Here is a 20,877-nt window from a genome sequence, read left to right as displayed (position 1 = left end):
ACCGGCAAGATCGACCGGGCGCCCATCGCCGCGCTGCTGCCGGACAACGACACGCTCGCCCGCATGGACATGACGGGCCTCATGGCCGCGCTGCGGGCGCCGAATGCGGCGGACGCGGCGCGGGACCTGACCCGGCTCTCGGCCCCGGAGGCGCGACCCGCCACCGGCATGACGCTGGAGGAGATCGGCGGCGCCTCCCCGGCCCACCGGGCGGCCGCCGACATCGTCTCCGATCTCGCGGCCTGGCGGCGCGGCGCGGCCGGATGGCACGAGCTTTGCCACTCGGTCCTGTTCTCGGGCCCGCCGGGCACCGGCAAGTCCGTGCTCGCGCGCGGCATCGCGGCCTCGGCCGGCGTGCCCCTGATCGAGACCTCCTTCGGGACCTGGCAGAGCGCCGGGCATCTCGGCGACATGCTGCGGGAGATGCGCCGGAGCTTCGCCGAGGCCATCGCGCAGAAGCCGTCGGTGCTCTTCATCGACGAGATCGATGCGGCGGGATCCCGCGACAGCGCGGACCGGCACGGCTCGAGCTATCGCGCCCAGGTCATCGACCAGTTCCTGAGCGAGATCGATCAGCTGCAGCGCGCCGAAGGCGTCGTCCTGATCGGCGCCACCAACCATCCGGAGGCGCTCGATCCGGCGATCCTGCGGCCGGGCCGGTTCGATCTGCACTGCAGTCTCGACCGGCCTACTCCGGCGCAAATCCGGCACATGCTGGACCGCGCGCTGCCGGACGCCGGGGGCGACCAGCTGGAGGAGCTCACGCGGCACTTCGCGGGCGACACGCCGGCCACGATCGACGCCGCCCTTCGTGCCGCGAGATCGGCGGCACGACGGGAGGGCCGGCCGTTCGATCCCGAGCGGCTGCTCTCGGAGCGCTCCGGTCAGAGGCCCGCCTATGACCGCCGCGCCGCGATCCACGAAAGCGGCCATGCGGTCGTGGCCACCCTGCTCGGGGCAGGCCCGGTCCGCCGCATGCAGCTTTCCTCGGAGGGCGGTGCCACATCGCGCGGCACCGCGATCACCGAGGGCACCGCGCCCGAGTTCGACAACGAGCTGACGATCCTGCTTGCGGGCCGCGCCGCCGAGCGCCTCGTTCTGGGCCGCATCAGCGCCGGGGCCGGCGGCGGCACGAGCAGCGATCTCGCGGCGGCCTCGGACCTGCACCTCCGCTTCGATCGCGAGTTCGGGCTCGGGATCCACGGCAATGGCTGGCTCGGCCCGGCGACCCTGCAGCGCCTGAGCCCGGACGATGCCAACCGCCTCCGCGTCCGGCTGGACCGGTCCGAGCGCCGTGCCCGCGCGCTCCTCGAGCCCCATCGCGATCTGCTCGAGCGCCTCGCCGCCCACCTCGTCGACCGTCGCGACCTGAACGAGGCCGACCTCCGCCCCTGGCTTGCGGGTCTCATGCCGGACGAGGCCGCGAGGTCCACCGCGTGATGGGGAGGCCAACGTGCGCAAGGGAACGCGCAGTGCGGAAGACAGACCTCGCGTTACAAGCCGTCCATCCGCGACCACGGGGACAAACACGGAGAACTCCCTCTCGGTAATGTTTTGCCCGGGCGCGTGTCACGGGTGGTCGCCGGTCCGGCTCCGCCATTGCCGGGCCTCAGCGCGTCCAAACCCCGAGTTTTCCACATAAACCCGCCCGTCGGACCCCTCCGGGCCCCTCACAGCGGAAGCGCAAGCCGGAACAGCCCGTTATGATGATCAGCAACGGCGCCGGGCCAGGGATCCCGGTCATCAAAGGCAAATGGCGACCCGCCGCGAGACCCTCGCGCGCGGGACCGGGGAAGGCATGTCATGGCGCGCAAGCGGGCAGAACACGGAAGGGACAGGCCGGCGCAGCGGCCAGCCGCGCCGGCCGTCACGCCCGCCGCCGGCATACGGGCCGACGCGGAGCGCGCAGCGCTGGTGGCCTTCATTCGCGCCCTCGCCCGGGACGCCGCCCGCGCGGACCATGCCGAGACTCCGCAAGACGAGTGATCACATCCGACACCCACCTTGGAGATCCGCCATGTCCTCGCCCCTCCGCGCGGTGATCTACGCCCGCTATTCCACCGACCTTCAGCGCGACGCCTCGATCGAGGACCAGGTCCGGGCCTGCCGCACCCTCGCCACCCGCCAGGGATACGATGTCTCGGAGATCTACACCGACCGCGCCACCTCGGGCGCGAGCCTGATGCGGCCGGGCATCCAGTCGCTTCTGCACGACGCCCGTCAGACGCGGACCTTCGATGTCGTCCTCGCGCATGCCCTCGATCGCCTGTCCCGCAGCCAGTCCGATATCGCGAGCATCTACCAGCAGCTGACCTTCGCCAGGATCCCGATCGAGACCGTGACCGAGGGCACGATCGAGGAGATGCATATCGGCCTGAAGGGCACGATGAACGCGCTTTTTCTCAAGGACCTGGCGAAGAAGACGCGCGAAGGACTGCGCGGCCGAGCGCTCGCCGGCAAATCCGCCGGCGGGCTGACCTACGGGTACAGGACCGTTCGCGCCTTCGATGCGGAGGGCGAGCGGATCCGCGGTGATCGGGAGATCCATCCCGAGGAAGCCGCGGTGGTCGTGCGCGTCCTCGAGGCCTATGCCGCGGGCCGGTCGCCGAAGAAGATCGCCGAGCAGCTCAACGCCGAAGGTGTCCCCGGCCCGCGCGGCGGCGCCTGGGGAGCGTCGACCATTCACGGCAATCGCCTGCGTGGCACCGGGATCCTCAACAACGAGCTCTATGTCGGCAAGCAGGTCTGGAACCGGCTGAGTTACGCCAAGGATCCCATGACGGGCAAGCGCGTCAGCCGCATGAACCCCGAGGAAGATTGGGAGGTGGCGGAGATCCCCGAGTTGCGCATTGTCGGCGACGAGCTCTGGCAGGCGGTCCGCAGCCGCCAGGGGGCCCTCGTCTCCGCGGGAACATCCGTCCCGATCTGGGACCGGCGCCGGCCGAAGTTCCTGTTCTCGGGCCTGATGAGGTGCGGATGCTGCGGCGGCGGTTTCGCAAAGGTCAGCCAGGACGCCTTCGGCTGCTCGCAGGCGCGCAACAAGGGACGCGCCATCTGCGCCAATATGCGGGTGATCAAGCGCGTGGATCTGGAGAGCCGGGTGTTGAATGCCCTGGAGCATCACCTAATGGATCCGGGCCTCGTCGAGGAGTTCTGCCGGGAATACGCCGCCGAACGCAACCGGCTGCAGGCCGCGTCGCTGGCGGGACGGAGCGCCCTGGAGCGGGACCTCGCCCGCACGCGAGCCGATCACGGCAAACTGGTGGATGCGATCGTGGCGGGCGTGCCTGCGGACCAGGTGAAGGACCGGATGATTGCGCTCGACGCGCGGCGCAAGGATCTCGAGGCGGAGCTGGCGGATACGACGGCGCCCTCCCCTCTCCGCTATCATCCGGGGATGGCCGTGACCTACCGCGACCGGGTCGGGGCGCTGATCCGGGGACTTGGCGACGCGGACGGCATGGAAGCGGCAAAGGACGCGCTCCGCAGCCTGGTCGAGCGGATCGTGCTGACACCGGAGGCGGACGGCGCCGGCCTGAGCATCGAGCTGCACGGCGCGCTTGCGGCGCTGCTCCAGCTTGCGACAGGAGCTGAGGCACTATCACCGGCGGCAACAGGTTAGCCCTCTCATGGCGAGAGAGATCAAACCGTTGATAACGTTGAGGAATTAGTGTTGGTTGCGGGAGCAGGCAACCGCCGTTACTTACCAGACCCGACCTGCACCGTATGAGGCCTTTGTCTGCGTCTGCCGCCAAGGACGTTATTTCTTGTTGGCCGCTGGTCCGCGCGGAACCAAGAAGAGATCACCCCAAGTAGTTGTTTTCCGTCAGTTCTGAAGCGAGTACTTGCACCGGATGGCGCAGACGCTTGCCAGAAAACCTTCGTGCCTGTGAGCGACAGGAGAAACCAGTAGCAAGAAATTCGCTGTGTTCTGCTTCAACGTGATCTTGCCAGGCTAGCCCATATATCTGTCGCGAAAGATTGCGGTGCTCTGCTTCGTGCCCCCACAAACCAGCCATACCGCAACATCCCGATCGAACGGGATCCAACTCAAGTCCAGCTGCCTCGAAAACAGCCCGCCACCGCGCCAGATGTTCTGGAATGGCCGACGTCTCTGTACAATGCCCGACCATTCGAAACTGGGTGGTCATACGCGCAATAGGTAACCTGTCCCGGTGAGTATTCAGAATTTCTTCGATTGAAAGAATCTCAAGGCCCCGTGTCTCTACAGCCATTTCCTGACGGAGGAGCATGGTGAAGGCAGGTTCGATACTTACCAACTTGGCACCAGTTTGCGACCAATCTTGCAGCTTTGCGACCAGAGCAGCGCGGATCTCCGGCACCCTGTTGAGAAGTCCGCGAACCTCGAGAGCCTTACCGTTTTTCAACGGAGGCGTGAAGTAGACCTTATCAGTTAGGAACTTCAGGCATTGAGCGGCGGCAGCCAATACCTCCGGTTCGAAGACTCCAAGAAAGCTATCTGACAGCAGTATGACTTCATTCGGAGCCACGTCGGCCTCCGAGCGAAGTGGGAGCGCTCCAGCGTCTCGCATTGCCGCGGAAAGCGGTTGTCTCGGAAATGCCGGTAAGTCTGTCACTCCAAACGTTTTCTCGAATATTTTGCGCGCTGCACCGAAGCGCATCACCTGTCGGGAGACCGACGGAAAATGAGCTGCGAGAATTGTGGCGGGCTCAAGCGCTTGAATGAGGAGGTCACGCCGTGGACGAGGTTGGTGTCGATGCCACTTGTCCAAGAACTGCGCCTTCATCGAGGGGATGTCGATGCGCACCGGGCATTGGCTGCTGCAGGCCTTGCAGGATAAGCAGGTCGACAAGCTCTGGTACAACTCCTTTCCGACGCTCTCAGCCGCCTCGGGATTGGAATTGGTTTCGGTCTGGTACAGCCATTCGCGTATCAGCGCCGCCCGCCCCTTGGGGGACTGCATCCGGTCGCCGGTCGCCTTATAGGAGGGGCACATCTCGACCGATGCGTCCCAGTGGAAGCACCCGCCGTTCCCGTTGCACCGGATTGCACCCCGGAACGCGGGTGCGGCGTCATCGCTGATCTCGGCATCGCGCACGCCTCGGAAGGGCACTTCGTCAATCCGGCCCACCCGGCCTGCACCGCCGAGGGGGACTACCAGCTTGCCTGGATTGAGGCGCCCCTCCGGGTCGAAGGCCGACTTGATCTGGCGCAGGTACAGGTGCAGCCCGGCGCCGAAATACGCTTCCAGGTATTCGCCCCGCACCCCCTTTCCGTGTTCGCCCCAGATGAGACCGCCATGGCGCAGGGCCAGGTCCGCCACGGCATCCGAGATTGGACGGATCAGCGATCGGTCCTCGGCCCGGGTCATGTCGAGCATAGGCCGGACATGCACACATCCCGCATCGGCGTGGCCGAACATGCCGTAGGACAGCCCCTCCGCGTCCAGAATTGCACGGAACTCGCGGACGAAGTCCACGAGGGAGGCCGGCGGAACAGCCGCGTCTTCGACGAAGGCGGTGCCCTGTCGCCCGTCGACGCCGCGCGATAGTAGCCCGACAGCGTCTTGGCGGAACCGTGACATCGCAGCGACGACGCCGGGATCCGAGGAGACCGCGCAGCCCCGGCACGCCGGCTGCTCGCCGGCATGCGCGACGAGGCGATCCAGATGCCCCCCCACCTCCGCGCGACTGTCGCCACAGACTTCGGCGAAGAGATAGCCGCCCATCTCCGACAAAGAGCCTATGAATGCTTCCAGGTCGACCCAGGCGGGGGTGCTGCGCCCCATTTGCACCACAGTGTCGTCGAGGAACTCCACCGCTTCAGGGTCGGCAGGCAGGAGGCCGGGCACAGCCTGCAAAGCTCTGTCGCAGTCGTCGTAGGCCAGAAGCGCCACGCCGCGATGCCGAGGCAGCCTAGTCAGCGACAGCTCGATCGACGCCGCCACCGCCAGTGTCCCCTCCGAGCCGGCGAAGAGCTTCGTCAAGCGCAGTCCCCCATCTTTGTGTGCGGTGTCGCGCAAGTTGTAGCCGGTTAGGCCGCGATTCATGTCGGGGAAGGTCCGAGCGATCTCCTCCTGTCGGTCGGGCAGGCCGTCGTCAAGGCAGGACAGGACCGCGGCCAGAGGACCGCCCTCGGCGATGGCGGCGGCGACCTCATTGGCATCGATGTCGCGCAGGGTTGCATGGCGGCCGTCGGCAAGAACCACGTCCACGGAGAGGAGGTGGTCTGAGGTGCGGCCGTGGCGGCATGAGCCCTTTCCCGAAGCGTCGGTCGCCACCATCCCGCCGATCGTCGCGCGCGACGCGGTGGAAACGGAGGGCGCGAACATCCAGCCATGGGGTCGGAGCCAGGTGTTGAGCCGGTCCAGCACCACACCCGGCCCAACCCGGACGGTACCGCGCTCCGCGTCGAGGGGGCCGATCGCCGTCATGTGGCGCGAGGTGTCAAGGACCATGCCACCCGTCAGGGATTGACCATTCGTACCTGTCCCACCGCCGCGCGGCGTCACTGCGATCCCATGCCGCGCCGCGATGGTCATGGCGAGGGCCAAATCGTCGGCATCCCGCGGTTCCAGCACGCCCGCGGGCGGCACGTGGTAGATGCTGTTGTCGGTCGCCGTCGCGATGCGCGAGCCAGGATCGAACCGAACACCACCGGCAAATTCCGAAACCGCGAGATCGGCCCGGAACCGCGCCAAGGCGCCAGGGTCCGGGGCTCCAAGAGCAGTCGGCGCGACCCCTGCCCCGCTGACCATCACCTCAACCATCGCGGTCTAGGATCATGTCCGCGCCCTTCTCGGCGATCATAAAGACGGCAGCCTGGATGTTGCCCGAAACCTGTGTCGGCATGATCGAGGCGTCCACGACCCGCAGGCCCGCAACACCGTTGACCCGCAGTCGCGGATCGACCACCGCGTCCGGATCCGTCCCCATCCGGCAGGTGCCTGCGGCATGGTAAATCGTCTGTCCGTTCGAGCGGGCGAAGCGCAACCAGTCGTCATCGCTGTCGCAATTTGGCCCCGGAGACATCTCGGCCACCCGCCAACCGTCCAGCGGAGGCTGCTCCACAATGCGGCGCCCCTCGCGCATGCCTGCGATCATGGTCATGCGATCTTCGGCGGCGTCGAGGAAGTTTGGTCGGATGGCGGGCTGGTCTTCCAGCCGCGGCGACCGGGCATGAATGCTGCCGCGTGACTGGGGTCTGAGCTGGGTCACCCCGAGGGTCATACCCGGCTCGGATTCCAGCTTGCGCTCGGCCGCGTTGGCATAGCTCGCATGCATGAAGAAGAACTGGATGTCGGGACCGGCCAGATCCTCGCGCGTGCGGATGAAGCCGTAGGCAAGGCCGGTCCCGAAAGTCAGGATGCCGCGCCGCCCCAGTCCGTAGCGGATCACCTCCCGCACGAGGGGTAGCCCACGGCCGAGCTCGTTAAGAGTCTCAGGCCGACTGACTCGCCAATTGAGGCGGGTGCAGAAATGGTCGGAATAGTTCTCTCCGACCTGCGGCAGGTCCCGCACCGGAGCGATCCCGAGATCGGCGAGGCGTGCGGCATCGCCGATGCCGCTTAGTTCCAGAAGGTGCGGTGTCTGCACAGCTCCCGCACAGAGCACGACCTCCCGGGCTGCGGCGATGGTCTCGTCGGGGCGTCCGTCGCGGGCGACGGTGACGCCGGTCGCGCGCCCGTCCTCGACTAAGATGCGCCGGACCCGCGCACTGGTCTCGATCCGCAGGTTGGGACGGCGGCGGACGGGGTCGAGATAGGCCGCCGCCGCACTGACCCGCCGACCGTCCCTTTGGTTGACTTGGTAATAGCCGAAGCCCTCCTGCTCCCGCCCATTATAGTCGGGGTTCAGACTGTGCCCGGCCGAACTGGCCGCGGCTAGGAACGCCTCCCCGATCTGTGGACGTTCCGCGACCTCGGTGACGGGAAGCGGCCCATCGCGCCCCCGCAGCCCGTCGGGATCCGCATCAGCGTAGCTCTCCACGCGGCGGAACAGGGGCGCCACGTCATCGAAGCTCCAGCCTGTACAGCCCCTTTGCGCCCAGCCGTCGTAGTCTAGGCGCTGGCCTCGAACATAAATCATGCCGTTAATCAGGGTAGATCCACCCAATCCTTTGCCGCGCGGGATCGCGATCGGGCGATCCATCGTGCCCGTCTCCGGGTCAGAGGTGAACATCCAGTTGAACCGAGGATTGGTCAGCAGCTTGTAAAAGCCCGCCGGAATGACCGTCCAAGGGCTTCGCGCCTGCTCTCCGGCCTCGATCAGGACCACCCGGTTCGCGGGGTTGGCGCTCAGCCTGTTGGCCAGGACGCACCCGGCCGTCCCCCCCCCCACGATGACGAAATCGGCCGGTTCAGGTATTGTAGCCGCTCCCCTTGGGCCGTCGGTCATGAGATTGCCCCCATGTGGCGAGCCATCAGCTCGATCTGCTTTTCCAGCATTGGTAATCCCGCATGGACGCGGCATCCTCTGGAGCGTGCGACCGCGAGAAGCGGGGTCTCCGCCGGATCCATGATCACCTCGGCGACGGCCTGCCCGGGGCCAAGTGTTTCGGGATTGACAGGCAGGGGGTCGCCCGGGCGCATGCCCAGAGAGGTCGCGTTGACCACCAGATCAAGCGCCCCCGCGCCCTCGTCGGATCCCACCGCCGCGACCGGCAGGCCCGGATAATGCGCCGCGATCCGGTCCGCGAGATCACGAGCGCGGCCCACCGTCCGGTTGGCGATCGTCAGCCGCCCCGCATGGCCTCCGGCCAGAGCGAAGGCGATCGCGCTGGCCGCGCCCCCCGCCCCGACCAGTAGGACGCGGCGCCCGGCGACGTCGATCCCCGAACCGCGCAGCCCCTCAAGGAAGCCGATCCCGTCCAACATGGTCCCGACCATTCGTCCGTCGGGCTCTCGACGGACGCAGTTGACCGCACCAATACGGGTGGCCTCATCCGTGATCTCGTCGCACAGATCGAGCATGTCGCCCTTGTGGGGAACCGTGGCTATAAAACCGCCGAAGTTTTGCAAGCCGCGCAAACCGTCGAGTGTGCGGGACAGATCCTCCGGCACGACATGCATCGGCACCAGTACGCCGTCCACGCCCCGCTCGCGGAATAGGGCATGCATGACTTGGGGCGTCTTCACGTGCTCGATCGGGTCAGCAAGAATGCCGTAGAGGCGGGTCCGCCCAGTGACGCGCGGGCAGGGTTCCGTATCAGGATGCGACATAGGCGGTCTTCACAATGGTATAGAACTCGCGGGCTAGGGCGCCCTGCTCTCGGGGCCCGTAGCTGGAGGCCTTCCGCCCGCCGAAGGGCACATGGTAGTCGACCCCGGCAGTCGGCAGGTTGACCATCACCATCCCCGCCTCGGCATGGCGGCGGAAATGGGTGGCGTGCTTGAGGCTGGTTGTGGCGATCCCTGCCGAGAGGCCAAACTCGGTATCGTTGGCCACGTCCAGGGCCTCTTCGTAATCCTTCACCCGGATGACCGCCGCAACCGGTCCAAAGATCTCCTCTCGCGCGATCCGCATGTCATTCCGTACCTCGGTGAACAGGGCCGGTTCGAGGTAGAATCCAGGGGCGTCGAGATTTAGCCGGCGGCCGCCCTGGGCGAGGGTGGCCCCCTCGCCGCGGCCAATTGCTAGATATTTTTCATTGGTCGCGAGCTGGCTTTCATCCACAACTGGGCCGATCTCCGTCTCCGGTTCCAGTGCGTTCCCGATCCGCAAGGCGGCGATCCGGTCGCGCATCGCCGCCACGAAGCGGTCGTGAATTTCTTCCGTTACGATCAGCCGGGAAGAGGCCGTGCAGCGTTGCCCGGTGGAGAAGAAGGCGCCTTGGACGGCGGCCTCCACCGCCGTGTCGAGGTCGGCGTCGTCGAGAACAACAAAGGGGTTCTTGCCGCCCATCTCGAGCTGCACCTTCTTCATCGGGGTCGCGGCCACACAGCCCGCGGCAATTCCGCGTCCCGTCGCCACCGATCCGGTAAAAGAGATTGCTTCGATTCCGGGATGGTCGATCATGGCCTGCCCGACCTGGCGCCCCTGCCCCATGACGAGGTTGAGAACCCCCTCCGGCAGGCCCGCGCGGTTCAGGATCTCGACCAGGAGCCAGGCCGAATGGGGCGCCAGCTCGGCCGGCTTGAACACGACCGTGTTGCCCCAGGCCAATGCCGGTGCGATCTTCCAAGCGGGAATGGCGATGGGAAAGTTCCAAGGCGTGATGATACCCACGACGCCCATGGCTTCGCGGGTGATAGCCACCTCCACCTCCGGCCGGACCGAGGGCACGAGTTCCCCCGTCTGGCGCAGAGCCTCGCCGGCGAAGAAGGCGAGAACCTGACCTGCCCGAACCGCCTCGCCCACCCCCTCGGCGAGGGTTTTGCCCTCCTCGCGCGACAGAGCGCGGCCAAGCTCGTCCTTGCGGGACAGGACCTCATCAGAGGCGCGCCTGAGGATGTCGTGCCGCTCGCCGGGCGTGCTCGTGGACCAGCGCGGCAAAGCGGCGCGCGCAGCCACAACCGCGGCGTCGACAGTCTCGGGCCGCGCCCGCGCGAAGGTGCCGATCACGTCGCGGGTGTCGGAGGGATTGACGTTCTCGACCGAGCCGTCGCCCGATGCGGCATCGCCGCCGATGATGTTGCTGTAATGCATGGTCGCTTACCATCCGTCAGGTCATGTAGAGTCCGCCGGCGACGTCGATCGTCTGGCCAGTCACAAAGCTTGCCTCCGAGGAGGTCAGCCAAAGCGCGGCATCCGCCACCTCGGCGGGCTGGCCGAGACGGCCCATGGGGGTCATCGCCACTTGGGCCGCGTTAATCTCGGGCGCCACGCCGGCCACCATGGGCGTCTCGATCCGCCCCGGTGCCAGGGCGTTCACTCGGATCCCAAACGGGCCGAGTTCGGCGGCCAGGTGCTTGGTGAGGCCGATGATCGCCGATTTGGTTGCCGCGTAGTGGCAGGCCACGATCGGGGAATAGGTCTTTCCCGCCACCGAAGAAGTGTTGACGATCCAGCCGCGCCCAGCCTCGCGCATCGCTGGGCTGAGGGCGCGGATCGTGTTGAAGTGGCCGGTGAGGTTCACATCCACGACCCTGCCCCATTCGGCGGGGTCCATTTCCCAGACGCGATGCGCCGCGCCCGCGTGTTTGGGCGAGATGCCGGCGTTGTTTACCACCGTATCGAAGGCGCCTCCCGTCCGCGCCGCCGCGTCCTTGAGGGCGGTGGCGAGCGCCGCGTAGTCGCTCACGTCCACGGTGAGGCCAATCGCACTGCCCTGGCGGATGCCCTCGAAGGCGGCGACGGCTCCCGCCACCTCGTCCTCCGAAACGTCCAGAACGCCCACGGTCGCGCCGCGGCGGAGGAAGGCCTCGACAATGGCGCGGCCGATCCCGCGCGCCGCGCCGGTGACCAGGACACGCCGGCCGGCATGGCTGTCTCGGGTGGCGTAACGAAGATCGTCGTCATCTGCGAGTTGCATGGTCAAATTCCCAGATAGGCTTGGCGAACATGATCGTTCTCGATAAGTGCGTCGGCCGCGTCGTCGAGCACCATCTCGCCGTTCTCGAGAACGTAACCGCGGTCAGCGGCCTTGAGTGTGTGCCAGACGTTCTGCTCCACGATCAGCACGGTCATGCCGGAGGCCGCCACCTTGGAGATCACGTCGAAGACCTGCTCCACGATGATCGGCGCAAGGCCGAGCGATGGCTCGTCGAACATCAAGAGGCGCGGTCGGGCCATCATGCCCCGGGCGATCGCCACCATCTGCTGCTCGCCCCCCGACAGCGAGGAGGCATGCTGGTCGAGCCGCTCGCCAAGCCGCGGAAACAAGCCCAGAACCTCCTCCAGCGTCTCCGACCGGACCCCGCGGGCATCACGCCGATGCGCCCCCATCAGGAGGTTCTCGCGTACACTCATGTCGGGAAAAAGCTGCCGCCCCTCCGGGATCAGGGTGATGCCGCGATCCACCACGTCGTGCGGCTGCAGCTTCGAGATCTCCTCCCCCTCGAAGAACACACCGCCGGTCTTGGGCGTGACGAGGCCCGAGACGGTCCTGAGAGTAGTGGTCTTTCCGGCGCCGTTTGCGCCGACGATGGTGACCACCTCACCCTCCTCCACCCGCAGCGAGACGTCCTGCAGGATCACCGTCGAGCCGTAGCCCGCATCTACGTTCCGGACCTCAAGCATCGGCGAACTCCTTGCCCAGATAGGCCTCGATCACGTGGGGATCGCGCACCACCTCCTGCGGATCGCCTTGGGCAATGATCTCGCCTGAACTCAGCACGACCACCCGATCAGACAGCGCCATGACCGCCTGCATCACGTGCTCGATGGCAATGATGCTGACCCCGGTCTCGCGGATCGACAACATCAGGTCGACCGCACGCTTCACGTCGGTGCGGTTGATGCCGGCCATGACCTCATCAAGGAGCAAGACGCGCGGCTTCATCGCCATAACGCGGGCGACCTCCAGCCGCTTCAGACCACCGACCGTGAGGCTGTTGGCTTCGTCCTGCAGATACCTTCCGAGGCCCATCCGATGGGCGGTCTCCCGCGCCGCCTCGCGCGCATCGGAGACGGCGTGATAGCGGTGGAACGCCCCCACCATGATGTTCTCCTCCACCGTCATCGCCGCGAAGGGCTGCACGATCTGGAAGGTCCGCCCCAGCCCAAGCGCCGCGAAGTCCCCTGGATTGCCAGGCTCGTGCCACTCCCCATCGGGACCGAGGAGGGTTACACTTCCCTGGTCGGGCTTCAGGAAGCCGGAAAGCATGTTGAACACGGTGGTCTTGCCGGCCCCGTTGGGACCGATCAGGCCCAGGATCTCCCCCTCGCGCAGAGTGAAGCTGACATCGTTGGTGACGTGCAAGCCGCCGAAATGCTTCTGCAAACCCTCCACGCGTAACACGGGATCGCCGATCTGTGGCGCGACGTCGGTCCGGGCGACGGCGGCGATATGGGTGTCGGGCTCGTCCCCTGCGGCCTCCTTGCGTCCCGAGGCGAAGCGCGCCAGCACGCCCATGATCCCGTTGGGCATGAACAGAACAACCAGCATCAGGACAACGCCATAGACAAAGCCGTGCAAGCCGATGGCCTCAGCCCCGAGAGCGCCACGCGCGAACTCCGTGATCGGCACCAACAGGACTGCCCCGAGGAGCGGGCCCCAAACGGTCCCGATCCCCCCGATCAGGGCAAACATCGCGATCTGGATCGACAGCTGAAGCGAGAACATCGAAGATGGCTCGATGAAGGTCAGGTACATGGCATGGAACGTGCCTACCATCGCCGACAGGGCAGCCGAGACGGCGACCGCGAACAGCCGCACCTTGACCGTGCCTACCCCCGCGGCCCGGGCCGCCGATTCCCGCTCCCGCGTCGCGATCAGATGGAAGCCGAGCCGGCGCGAGCGGATTGCCCAGGCCACCCCGAGGCAGACCAGAAGCATCCCGAAGGCGATGATAAGGGCAGGAAGGCGCTCACGGAACACCATCCATTCCCAGCCGATCTTGAGCGGGATCATCAGGCCCGTCGCTCCGCCCGTCAGCTCACGGAAGTGCAGCGCGAGAACGCGGAACACCTCCAGGAAGGCGATCGTCGCCAGCGCGAAGAACGGCCCGTGCAATCGAAAGCAGGGATAGCTGACGACGACCGCCGCGACCACGGCGACGGCCGCCCCGGCAAACATGCCGATCCAGGGCGAGATCCCCATATTGACGAGGATCACCCCTGCATAAGCCCCGATCCCGTAGAAGATCGCGTGGCCGAGTGACAGCTGCCCGGCATAGCCGCCTACGATGTTCCACGCAGTCGACAGCGCGGCAAAGATGCAGATCGTAATGAAGATGTGATAGACGAACTCGTCGCCGATCACGACGGGGGTCACGAAGAGCGCGGCCAGGACAAGCCCAAGCGCGATCAGTCCCAGACGATGCCGGCCGATACGGGCCGGTGTCACAGCGGATTTCAGGGTCGTGTCGGTCATGGCGATACGTGAGATTGACTAACGCGGGTTCCGAAGAGACCCGACGGTTTCAGGATGAGGATCACGAGGAAGATCCCAAAGACGACGGCCTCGCGCAGGTCAGAGCCGATGTAGAAGCCCGACAGCGCATCAACGAGCCCGATAATGAGCGCCCCGAAGAAGGCCCCCGGAATCGACCCCAGACCGCCCAGCACGACGATGACGAAGGCGATCAGCACGAAGTAGGTACCGATGGTCGGAGAAGTCGGATAGAGCGGCGCGATCAGGGCCGACCCGAAGCCGACACAGGCTGCCCCGATGCCGAAGGTGAGCACGTAGATGAACCGGTCGTTGATGCCCATCAGCCGGGCAGCAGCCCGATTCTGGGCGGTCGCCCGGATCGCCCTCCCGGTATTGGTGCGCGCCAGGAACAGCTGCAGCCCGGTCACGAGGAGGATCGCGGCCAAGAAGATCCAAAGCTGCCCCTCCAGAATGCGCACCGGCCCGAGATGAATCTGGGAACGCAATCCGTGGTTCGGGGTGTTGGCGATGTCCGCGCCGAAAATCAGGAGCGCGAGGTTCATCAGGGCCGTCGACAGACCCACCGTGGCGAAGATCTGGATATGCTCGTCCCTGGCATGCATCAGCGGCTGGATGAGCAGCCTCTGCGTCACCGCGCCGAAAACGAACAGAATAGGAACGACCGCAGCGGCCGTTGCATAGGGATGCACGCCGATCCCGGTGGTTAGCAGGTAGGTCAGGTACATGCCCACCATGAGGAACTCGCCGTGGGCGAAGTTGACGACCTTGACGATTCCGAAGATCAGGGTCAGCCCCACCGCAATGATGGCGAAGAGTCCCCCGAGCATCAGACCGTTGGCGATGATCTGAAGAAAGGTCTGCATGACGGCTCCGTCGGAAGAGGAAAGAGTGGATCGCGGGGGGCGCCCCGCGATCCAGGCCGGGCTCGGTGCGGGGCTTCTTACTGGCCGATCTTCATCTCCGAAGTGGCCGCCTCGGCGGGATAGACGGTGACGAGCTTGCCGTCCTGCCATTGCATGCCCATCATCTTTGCGCGCTCGTTCTGGTTGTTCTCACCAAATTGGATGCCGTATCCGGCCGCGGTCTCGCCCTCGGGAATGTCAATCTGCTCGACGGCCTCGACGATGGCGTCCGGCTCAAAGCTTTCCGCCCCATCGATCGCGGCGAAGATTGCCATGGCGCCGACATAGTTGTTCAGGGAATGGCCCGAGCGGGGCTCCTCGCCGTATTTCTCCCGATAGGTCTCGACGAAGTCCTCCATGCCGGGCGCATAGGCTGGATCAACCGTGTACTGGGTGAAGTCCACATCCAACACGCCCTCAATGACATCCGTGCCCACCGCCTCGGCGGTCGGAAGCATCGAATAGCCGCCGCCGCCGCCGATGATCGCGGCGGGCTTGAAACCCGACTCGTTAGCCTGCTGCAGGAACAGCACCGAGTCGTTCTGGTACGAGGTCTGCATCACCACGTCCACGTCGCGCCCCTGCAAATCGAGGACCAGCGAGGACATATCCACCGTCGAGGCCGGATAGCCCTGCACCGTGGCGATCTGCAGCCCGGCCTCCTCGCCGAAGCGCTCCTGGTGGCCCGCGACCGAGGTTCCATAGCTGGAATCCTCGTGGATAATCCCGACCCGGACCTCGGAGGGGTCCTTGTCCAGAGCCGGCGCAATCTCGTCCACGATCATCTGGACCGACATGCGTCCCATGTCCTCAGCCGTGGGATTGGTGCGATAAAGGTATTGCAGCTCGCGGCCCGTCACCTCGTCGGCCACCGCCCCAAGCTCAAAATACGGTACGCCGGACAGCTCCGCGACTTGGCTCGCGGCGATGGAGCGCGACGAGGAATAGGTCCCCATGATCGCCTTGACCCCCTCCCGGGCGATCAGGCGCCGAGCCTCGCCGATGGCCTGGTTGTTGTCCACCGCGTCACCGCGCACTAGGGTGACGTCCTCGCCCTGAACGCCGCCATTGGCGTTGACCTCCTCGACAGCGATCTCCACACCCCGCGCGCTCTCCTCGCCCAGAAGGGCGAGCTGGCCGCTGAACGGATAGAGCGCGCCGAACTTCACGTCGGCAGTGGCCGACCCGGTGATCAGGGCGGCGGTGGCGGCCGTGGCCATTATAAATGACAGTCTCATGTAGCTCCTCCCAGAACGTTGCGGACCCCAAGGGGCCTCAGTAGTCGAGGGCCTCCTTGCCCTCGAAACTGGTGATTGGCGGATGCGCCCTCTCGTCAGTCAGCACGTCAATGACGGTCGTGCCGTCGCCGGACAGGGCGGTTTTCAATGCCGGCAGAAAGTCCCCTGGCCGCTCCACGCGGACCCCATCGCAGCCCACCGCGCGGGCGATGGCCGCGTGATCCACCGGACGGAAATGAACTACATCGGTATGGTCGCCAAATAGACTAAGCTCGGCATGCTTCTGATAGCCGAGGATCTGGTTGTTCAGGACGATGACAATGACCGGAAGACCCATGCGCTGCGCCGTCTCCAGCTCGCCCCAGACATGGCCGAACCCGCCGTCGCCCGTGACACACACGACCGGCGCTCCGGGACGCGCGGCCTTGGCGCCCAGGGCGAAGGGCAGGCCCCACCCGAGCCCCGCCAGCCCGCGCGGGGTGACGAAGCGCTGCCCGGCTCGGCGCGCCACCAGCCCGTTCGCGACCCAGATCGAGGAATAGCTCGCATCGGCAACCACCACCGCGTCCTCGGGCAAGGCACCGCCCAGATCGCGCATCAGTCGCTCAGGCCGGCAAGGCGCGGCCTCCCAGTCAATCAACCTGTCGAGATCGGCCTCGTGCGCCTCACGGCCCTCGGCGATGCGATGTTCCAGCGCGGGCCGACGCGCCTCAAGCCCGGAGAGGTCCGCCGCGTCAAGCGCTTCCGCCAAAGCCTCCAGCGTCAACTTCGCGTCCCCCATCAGGCGCAGCGCTTCATAGTTGCGGCCGATCTCCGCACCGTCGATGTCGATGTGGATGTAGCGGGCATCTTGTGGATAAAGCTGCCAGCTGTCGGTGCCGTTCTGGTTCGTCCGGTTCCCAACCAGCAGGACCACATCAGCATCACCGATCAGCGCGCGCTGGTGCGACGCCCGCCCCCCCGGCGCCATAAAATAGCCCGCTACGCCAAGTGACAGCGGATGGGTCTCAGAGACCGCACCCTTCCCCATCACGGTGGTCGCCACCGGGAAGCCCTTCTCCTGCAACACACCCAGAGCCGCGACGGCGCCCGAGGAATGGACACCCCCGCCCGCGATCACCACCGGGCGTTCCGCCCGCGCCAAGAGGCGCGCAGCCTCCGCGACGCGGTCGGGGTCGGCGACACTGCGATCAAGCGGGAACGCCCCCAGCGAGGTCTGCCGCCGTGGCGCGGCCGGAACTGAAGGCCGTTCATCGAGTACGTCCACGGGGACCATCAGCACCGCCGGACCACCCCGGCCCGAGGCCGCGGCGGTGAAAGCCATGTCCACGTAATCGTCGATCCGCTCCACGTCGTTGACCCGGCGCACCCATTTCGACACCCCGTCGAAAAGCGCAAAGTGGTCCAGCTCCTGAAAGGCATTCTTGTCGGTGAACTTGCGATGCACGTCCTGGACGATGGCGACGATCGGGATCGAGGCCTTGCAGGCCTCACCCAGACCGGGGACCAGCAGCGTCGCGGCAGGGCCGTTCTGAGCGGTCACGACCGGAACCCGCCCACTCAGCCGTGCGTAGGCGTCTGCCATCGCCGCGCCGCCGTTCTCCGTCCGGTAACCGATCTGGCGGATGCCGTGGTCCGGGGCCGCCAGGATGAGGGCCGAAGGCAGAGACTGACCGAAGATCTCGGTTACCCCGTGGCGCGCCAAGGCCGCGGCCATCACCTGCGCCCCGGTGCGGTTGCCCTCCGTGGTCATGCTGTCGATCTCACTCACGTCATCCATGCGCGTTCCTCCTCTCAACGGCTTCGGTCCTCATTATTCCTGCGGCTGCATGTCGAGGACGATCTTTCCCACGTGTTCACTCGAATCCATTCGCGCATGGGCGCGCGCGACCTCCTCCAGCGGGAAGACGGAATCTATCGGCGGGAGTACCCGACCCTCCGCCAAAAGCGGCACCACCTGGTCCTCCAACGCTCGCGCCAGTTTTGCCTTCATCGCGACGGGTCGCGCCCGCAGGGTGGACCCGGTCAGAGTCACCCGCTTCATCAGGAGGGGCTGCAGATCCAGATCCGCGCGGCTGCCCTGCAGGAAAGCGATCTGAGCGATCCGGCCATCCGTCGCGATCAGGTCCAGATTACGCTGAACGTAGGGCCCGCCGACCATATCCAGGATCACGTCCGGACCTGCCCCGTCGGTCAGCGCTTGGACTTCGGCGACGAAGTCCGCCTCCCTATAGTTGACCGCGTGGTCCGCGCCGAGGTCGCGAGCGGCGGCGCATTTCGCGTCCGAGCCGGCCGTGACGATCACCCGCGATCCGCGTGCCTTGGCGAGCAGGAGCGCGGTCGTGCCAATTCCCGAGGTCCCGCCGTGGACGAGGAGCGTCTCTCCCTCCTTCAGCGCGGCGCGTTCGAAGACGTTGCTCCATACGGTGAAAAACGTCTCCGGCACCGCCCCCGCGGCGACCATCTCCAAGCCCTCGGGCACCCGGATCGCGGTGGGCGCATCGACCACAGCCCACTCAGCATAGGCGCCGGAATGCACCAGCGCCATAACCCGGTCCCCCTCGGCGAAGCCTGTATCGCCGGATCCTACGGCCTCGACCTGCCCGGCCAACTCCAGCCCGAAGATCTCGCTCGCCCCGGGCGGCGGCGGGTAGTTCCCCTGCCGTTGCATGACATCGGGACGGTTCACGCCGGCGGCGTGAACCCGTACCAGGATCTGGCCCGGCCCGGGCTCCGGGCGCGGCCTCTCGACAACGCGGAGGACGTCCGGCCCACCGGATCCTTCCGCAACAACGGCACGCATCGTGGTGGTCATGTTTCCCCCGGAATTTCGTTTGGATAGAGAATAATCTTCATGGCCGTCTTGCCGCGCGCGAGTTCGAAACCGCGCAGCGCGTCCCGTAACGGAAGGCGATGGCTGATCAGCCGACCCAGCGCGTCGCCTTGACGATCGAGCAGGTCGATTGCTCGGCGGAAGGCACGTTCAGTTGTGTCGTGTGCGCCGCGGATCTGCTTCTTGCCCCGCACGAAATCGGCCAGGTCGATGGAACATTGCCCAGAATGGATCCCCGCCGCCACGAGGACCCCCCGGGGCCGCAAGACGAGCAAACCGTCCTCCACCGACGCCGGAGCGCCGGTCGCCTCTATCACGCGGTCGACTTTCCCGCCGAAAGCTTCTTGGACATGATCTGCTAGAGATCCCTCTGACAGATCCGCGACATCTTCAATGCCCATTCCACGCGCCAGCTTTAGCCGCTGGGAGTCGTCGAGACCCACCAGCAATACCCGCGCGCCCTCCTGAGCGGCAATCCAGGCCGCCGCCAGCCCGATTGGCCCGGGCCCCAGAACAACCACTCGCGATCCCGCTTTGAACTCGGCGAGGTCGGCGGCGTGTATTGCAATGGCGAGCGGTTCGGCCAAAGCGGCAACATCTGGCGGCATTCCCGGCGGAACGGCAAGGCAGTTCGCTGCTGGCACCCTCACACGGGCACAGAACCCTCCATCACGATGCAATCCGATGATGCGCCGGGCCTCGCAGCCCAGCGGTTCGCCCTCCTGGCAGGCCCAACAGGCGCCGCAAGGCACCGTCGGCCAACAGACCACTTGATCGCCAACCGCGAGAGACCGGTCGTCGGTAACTGCGTCGCCCAGACCCCGGACGGTTCCGCAAAATTCGTGTCCAATCGTCACCGGCAGCAGCGGCCGCATGAACTCGTAGCCTTTGTCCCAGGCGAAGGCGTGCAGGTCACTGCCGCAGATTCCCGCGGCCAGGACCTCGATCTCCACCTCATCAGAAGCAAGGCTCCGGTCGGACACGGAGGTCTCAACCAGATCCGCTCCAAACGCAGGCTCTGTCTTGCGAAGCGCAAGATTGGACATGATCATCCCCACTTCCTTCATGCTCGTCAGAGCATCGTTACGGCCCGGTCTACCCTTCCAGACCGTTATCTGATATTTGTTATAACAAGGATGGTGAGGATTAGCGGACCATGTCAAGTCAGCTTCGAAAAGACATAGATAACCGTTCAATCTCAAGAGATTGGGCGAAACCGGTTGAGAAAGAGAGCCTAGCCGAACAGGCCTATTCTTCGATTCGCAGCGCTTTGATGCGCGGCCAACTTGCGCCCGGGGAACGGATGCGGCTCCGACCGATGTCGGAGAAGTTCGGGATCTCCATGACCCCGATGCGGGAGGCCTTGCTTCGCCTAGTAGTCGAGAAAGCAATGGTGATCGATGGGCGCGGAACTGTAATTGTTCCGGAACTCACCTTGGCCCAACTGCTCGAGATCCGCGCAATCCGTATGGACCTTGAAGGAAACTCGGCCGCCTCAGCCGCCCGCCACGCCACCTCCGAAGAAGTCGATCATCTTGAATCCCTCCAGGAGAGGATCTCCATATGCCATGCTTCCAAAAGGTTCGAGGACGCGGTCCATCTAAATACTGAGTTCCACCTCGCCCTCTGCAGCGCAGGCCATCTTCCAATCACGAGGGAGATCGTGGAAGGCCTTTGGGTCCGTTGCGGGCCCATTCTGTCCCACCTCTACGATGCTGGCGTTCCAGCCGACTGGGATCCCCATCCCCACATTCGGATTATCGAAGCATTGCGGCGAGGAGACGAGAACGCTGCCCGTGGAGGAATTCAGTATGACATTGAGATGGGAGGTCGGGGATTGCTCGACTATGTTCGCAAAGGTTGACTGCCGCGGTACTAAAACTGTTGAACATGCGATCCCGATACGTCCATCAGCGGGCGCAGAGT

General features: G+C 65.8%; 15 protein-coding genes. 3 read left to right on the top strand and 12 right to left on the bottom strand.

Going from position 1 to position 20,877, the window contains the following annotated elements; all coding sequences use genetic code 11:
- Together OCH239_RS19420 and OCH239_RS19410 are read left to right on the top strand one after the other, a co-directional pair.
- Positions 1 to 1,440 (top strand): AAA family ATPase (locus OCH239_RS19420; RefSeq protein WP_037266574.1); only part of this gene is annotated, 1,440 nt, incomplete at its 5' end.
- Between the two features lie 577 nt (positions 1,441 to 2,017).
- A complete protein-coding gene (locus tag OCH239_RS19410; protein ID WP_162150029.1) occupies positions 2,018 to 3,622 on the top strand; it encodes a recombinase family protein in 1,605 nt (534 codons plus the stop codon).
- 181 nt (positions 3,623 to 3,803) lie between these two features.
- On the opposite strand, the gene OCH239_RS19405 is transcribed toward OCH239_RS19410, so the two are convergent.
- The 12 genes from OCH239_RS19405 to OCH239_RS19350 all read right to left on the bottom strand — a co-directional run bounded on the left by OCH239_RS19405 (position 3,804) and on the right by OCH239_RS19350 (position 20,018).
- Positions 3,804 to 6,683 carry an FAD-binding and (Fe-S)-binding domain-containing protein gene (locus OCH239_RS19405; protein WP_211242029.1) on the bottom strand — a complete coding sequence of 960 codons (2,880 nt, stop codon included), beginning with the start codon at positions 6,681 to 6,683 and terminating at the stop codon, positions 3,804 to 3,806.
- A gap of 61 nt (positions 6,684 to 6,744) precedes the next feature.
- A complete protein-coding gene (locus tag OCH239_RS19400; protein WP_037266568.1) occupies positions 6,745 to 8,379 on the bottom strand; it encodes a GMC family oxidoreductase in 1,635 nt (544 codons plus the stop codon).
- Positions 8,376 to 9,101 carry a shikimate dehydrogenase family protein gene (locus OCH239_RS19395; protein ID WP_244430406.1) on the bottom strand — a complete coding sequence of 242 codons (726 nt, stop codon included), beginning with the start codon at positions 9,099 to 9,101 and terminating at the stop codon, positions 8,376 to 8,378. Before OCH239_RS19395 ends, OCH239_RS19400 begins: the two co-directional genes overlap by 4 nt.
- An 88-nt stretch (positions 9,102 to 9,189) precedes the next feature.
- On the bottom strand, positions 9,190 to 10,629 hold the full coding sequence (locus OCH239_RS19390) for an aldehyde dehydrogenase family protein (RefSeq protein WP_037266555.1): 1,440 nt from the start codon (positions 10,627 to 10,629) through the stop codon (positions 9,190 to 9,192).
- A 16-nt stretch (positions 10,630 to 10,645) separates the two neighbouring features.
- Positions 10,646 to 11,455, bottom strand: coding sequence for a 3-oxoacyl-ACP reductase FabG (gene fabG / locus OCH239_RS19385; protein WP_037266552.1), 810 nt, complete (start codon positions 11,453 to 11,455; stop codon positions 10,646 to 10,648).
- A 2-nt stretch (positions 11,456 to 11,457) separates the two neighbouring features.
- Entirely contained in the window at positions 11,458 to 12,162 is a 705-nt protein-coding gene (locus tag OCH239_RS19380) for an ABC transporter ATP-binding protein (protein WP_037266549.1), read from the bottom strand.
- Complete coding sequence (locus OCH239_RS19375) at positions 12,155 to 13,957, bottom strand: branched-chain amino acid ABC transporter ATP-binding protein/permease (protein WP_037266546.1); 1,803 nt, start codon at positions 13,955 to 13,957, stop codon at positions 12,155 to 12,157. Before OCH239_RS19375 ends, OCH239_RS19380 begins: the two co-directional genes overlap by 8 nt.
- Positions 13,954 to 14,841, bottom strand: a complete 888-nt coding sequence (locus OCH239_RS19370) for a branched-chain amino acid ABC transporter permease (protein WP_037266543.1) — start codon at positions 14,839 to 14,841, stop codon at positions 13,954 to 13,956. The genes OCH239_RS19375 and OCH239_RS19370 overlap by 4 nt, the downstream gene beginning before the upstream one ends.
- Before the next feature lie 77 nt (positions 14,842 to 14,918).
- The gene (locus OCH239_RS19365) at positions 14,919 to 16,118 is read right to left on the bottom strand and encodes an ABC transporter substrate-binding protein (protein WP_037266540.1); all 1,200 of its coding nucleotides are present in this window, start codon (positions 16,116 to 16,118) and stop codon (positions 14,919 to 14,921) included.
- A gap of 37 nt (positions 16,119 to 16,155) precedes the next feature.
- A complete protein-coding gene (locus tag OCH239_RS19360) occupies positions 16,156 to 17,898 on the bottom strand; it encodes an acetolactate synthase catalytic subunit (RefSeq protein ID WP_244430405.1) in 1,743 nt (580 codons plus the stop codon).
- A gap of 33 nt (positions 17,899 to 17,931) precedes the next feature.
- Positions 17,932 to 18,933: an NAD(P)H-quinone oxidoreductase gene (locus tag OCH239_RS19355; protein WP_037266538.1), complete on the bottom strand. Its 1,002-nt coding sequence runs from the start codon at positions 18,931 to 18,933 to the stop codon at positions 17,932 to 17,934.
- Complete coding sequence (locus tag OCH239_RS19350) at positions 18,930 to 20,018, bottom strand: zinc-dependent alcohol dehydrogenase (protein WP_244430404.1); 1,089 nt, start codon at positions 20,016 to 20,018, stop codon at positions 18,930 to 18,932. Before OCH239_RS19350 ends, OCH239_RS19355 begins: the two co-directional genes overlap by 4 nt.
- 89 nt (positions 20,019 to 20,107) lie before the next feature.
- Between OCH239_RS19350 and OCH239_RS19345 the strand changes: the two genes are divergently transcribed.
- Positions 20,108 to 20,815, top strand: a complete 708-nt coding sequence (locus tag OCH239_RS19345) for a GntR family transcriptional regulator (protein WP_037266536.1) — start codon at positions 20,108 to 20,110, stop codon at positions 20,813 to 20,815.
- Positions 20,816 to 20,877: the final 62 nt, after the last annotated feature.

The sequence above is a fragment of the Roseivivax halodurans JCM 10272 genome (assembly GCF_000521785.1).
GTDB lineage: Bacteria > Pseudomonadota > Alphaproteobacteria > Rhodobacterales > Rhodobacteraceae > Roseivivax > Roseivivax halodurans.
This window is presented reverse-complemented; position numbering and strand designations above follow the sequence as displayed.

Coding starts and splice junctions, on each gene's coding strand:
- OCH239_RS19410 (WP_162150029.1), top strand. CDS start 2,018: ATGTCCTCGCCCCTCCGCGCGGTGATCTACGCCCGCTATTCCACCGAC.
- OCH239_RS19395 (WP_244430406.1), bottom strand. CDS start 9,101: ATGCATGCCCTATTCCGCGAGCGGGGCGTGGACGGCGTACTGGTGCCG.
- OCH239_RS19390 (WP_037266555.1), bottom strand. CDS start 10,629: ATGCATTACAGCAACATCATCGGCGGCGATGCCGCATCGGGCGACGGC.
- OCH239_RS19375 (WP_037266546.1), bottom strand. CDS start 13,957: ATGACCGACACGACCCTGAAATCCGCTGTGACACCGGCCCGTATCGGC.
- OCH239_RS19370 (WP_037266543.1), bottom strand. CDS start 14,841: ATGCAGACCTTTCTTCAGATCATCGCCAACGGTCTGATGCTCGGGGGA.
- OCH239_RS19380 (WP_037266549.1), bottom strand. CDS start 12,162: ATGCTTGAGGTCCGGAACGTAGATGCGGGCTACGGCTCGACGGTGATC.
- OCH239_RS19345 (WP_037266536.1), top strand. CDS start 20,108: ATGTCAAGTCAGCTTCGAAAAGACATAGATAACCGTTCAATCTCAAGA.
- OCH239_RS19400 (WP_037266568.1), bottom strand. CDS start 8,379: ATGACCGACGGCCCAAGGGGAGCGGCTACAATACCTGAACCGGCCGAT.
- OCH239_RS19350 (WP_244430404.1), bottom strand. CDS start 20,018: ATGAAGGAAGTGGGGATGATCATGTCCAATCTTGCGCTTCGCAAGACA.
- OCH239_RS19360 (WP_244430405.1), bottom strand. CDS start 17,898: ATGGATGACGTGAGTGAGATCGACAGCATGACCACGGAGGGCAACCGC.
- OCH239_RS19355 (WP_037266538.1), bottom strand. CDS start 18,933: ATGACCACCACGATGCGTGCCGTTGTTGCGGAAGGATCCGGTGGGCCG.
- fabG (WP_037266552.1), bottom strand. CDS start 11,455: ATGCAACTCGCAGATGACGACGATCTTCGTTACGCCACCCGAGACAGC.
- OCH239_RS19365 (WP_037266540.1), bottom strand. CDS start 16,118: ATGAGACTGTCATTTATAATGGCCACGGCCGCCACCGCCGCCCTGATC.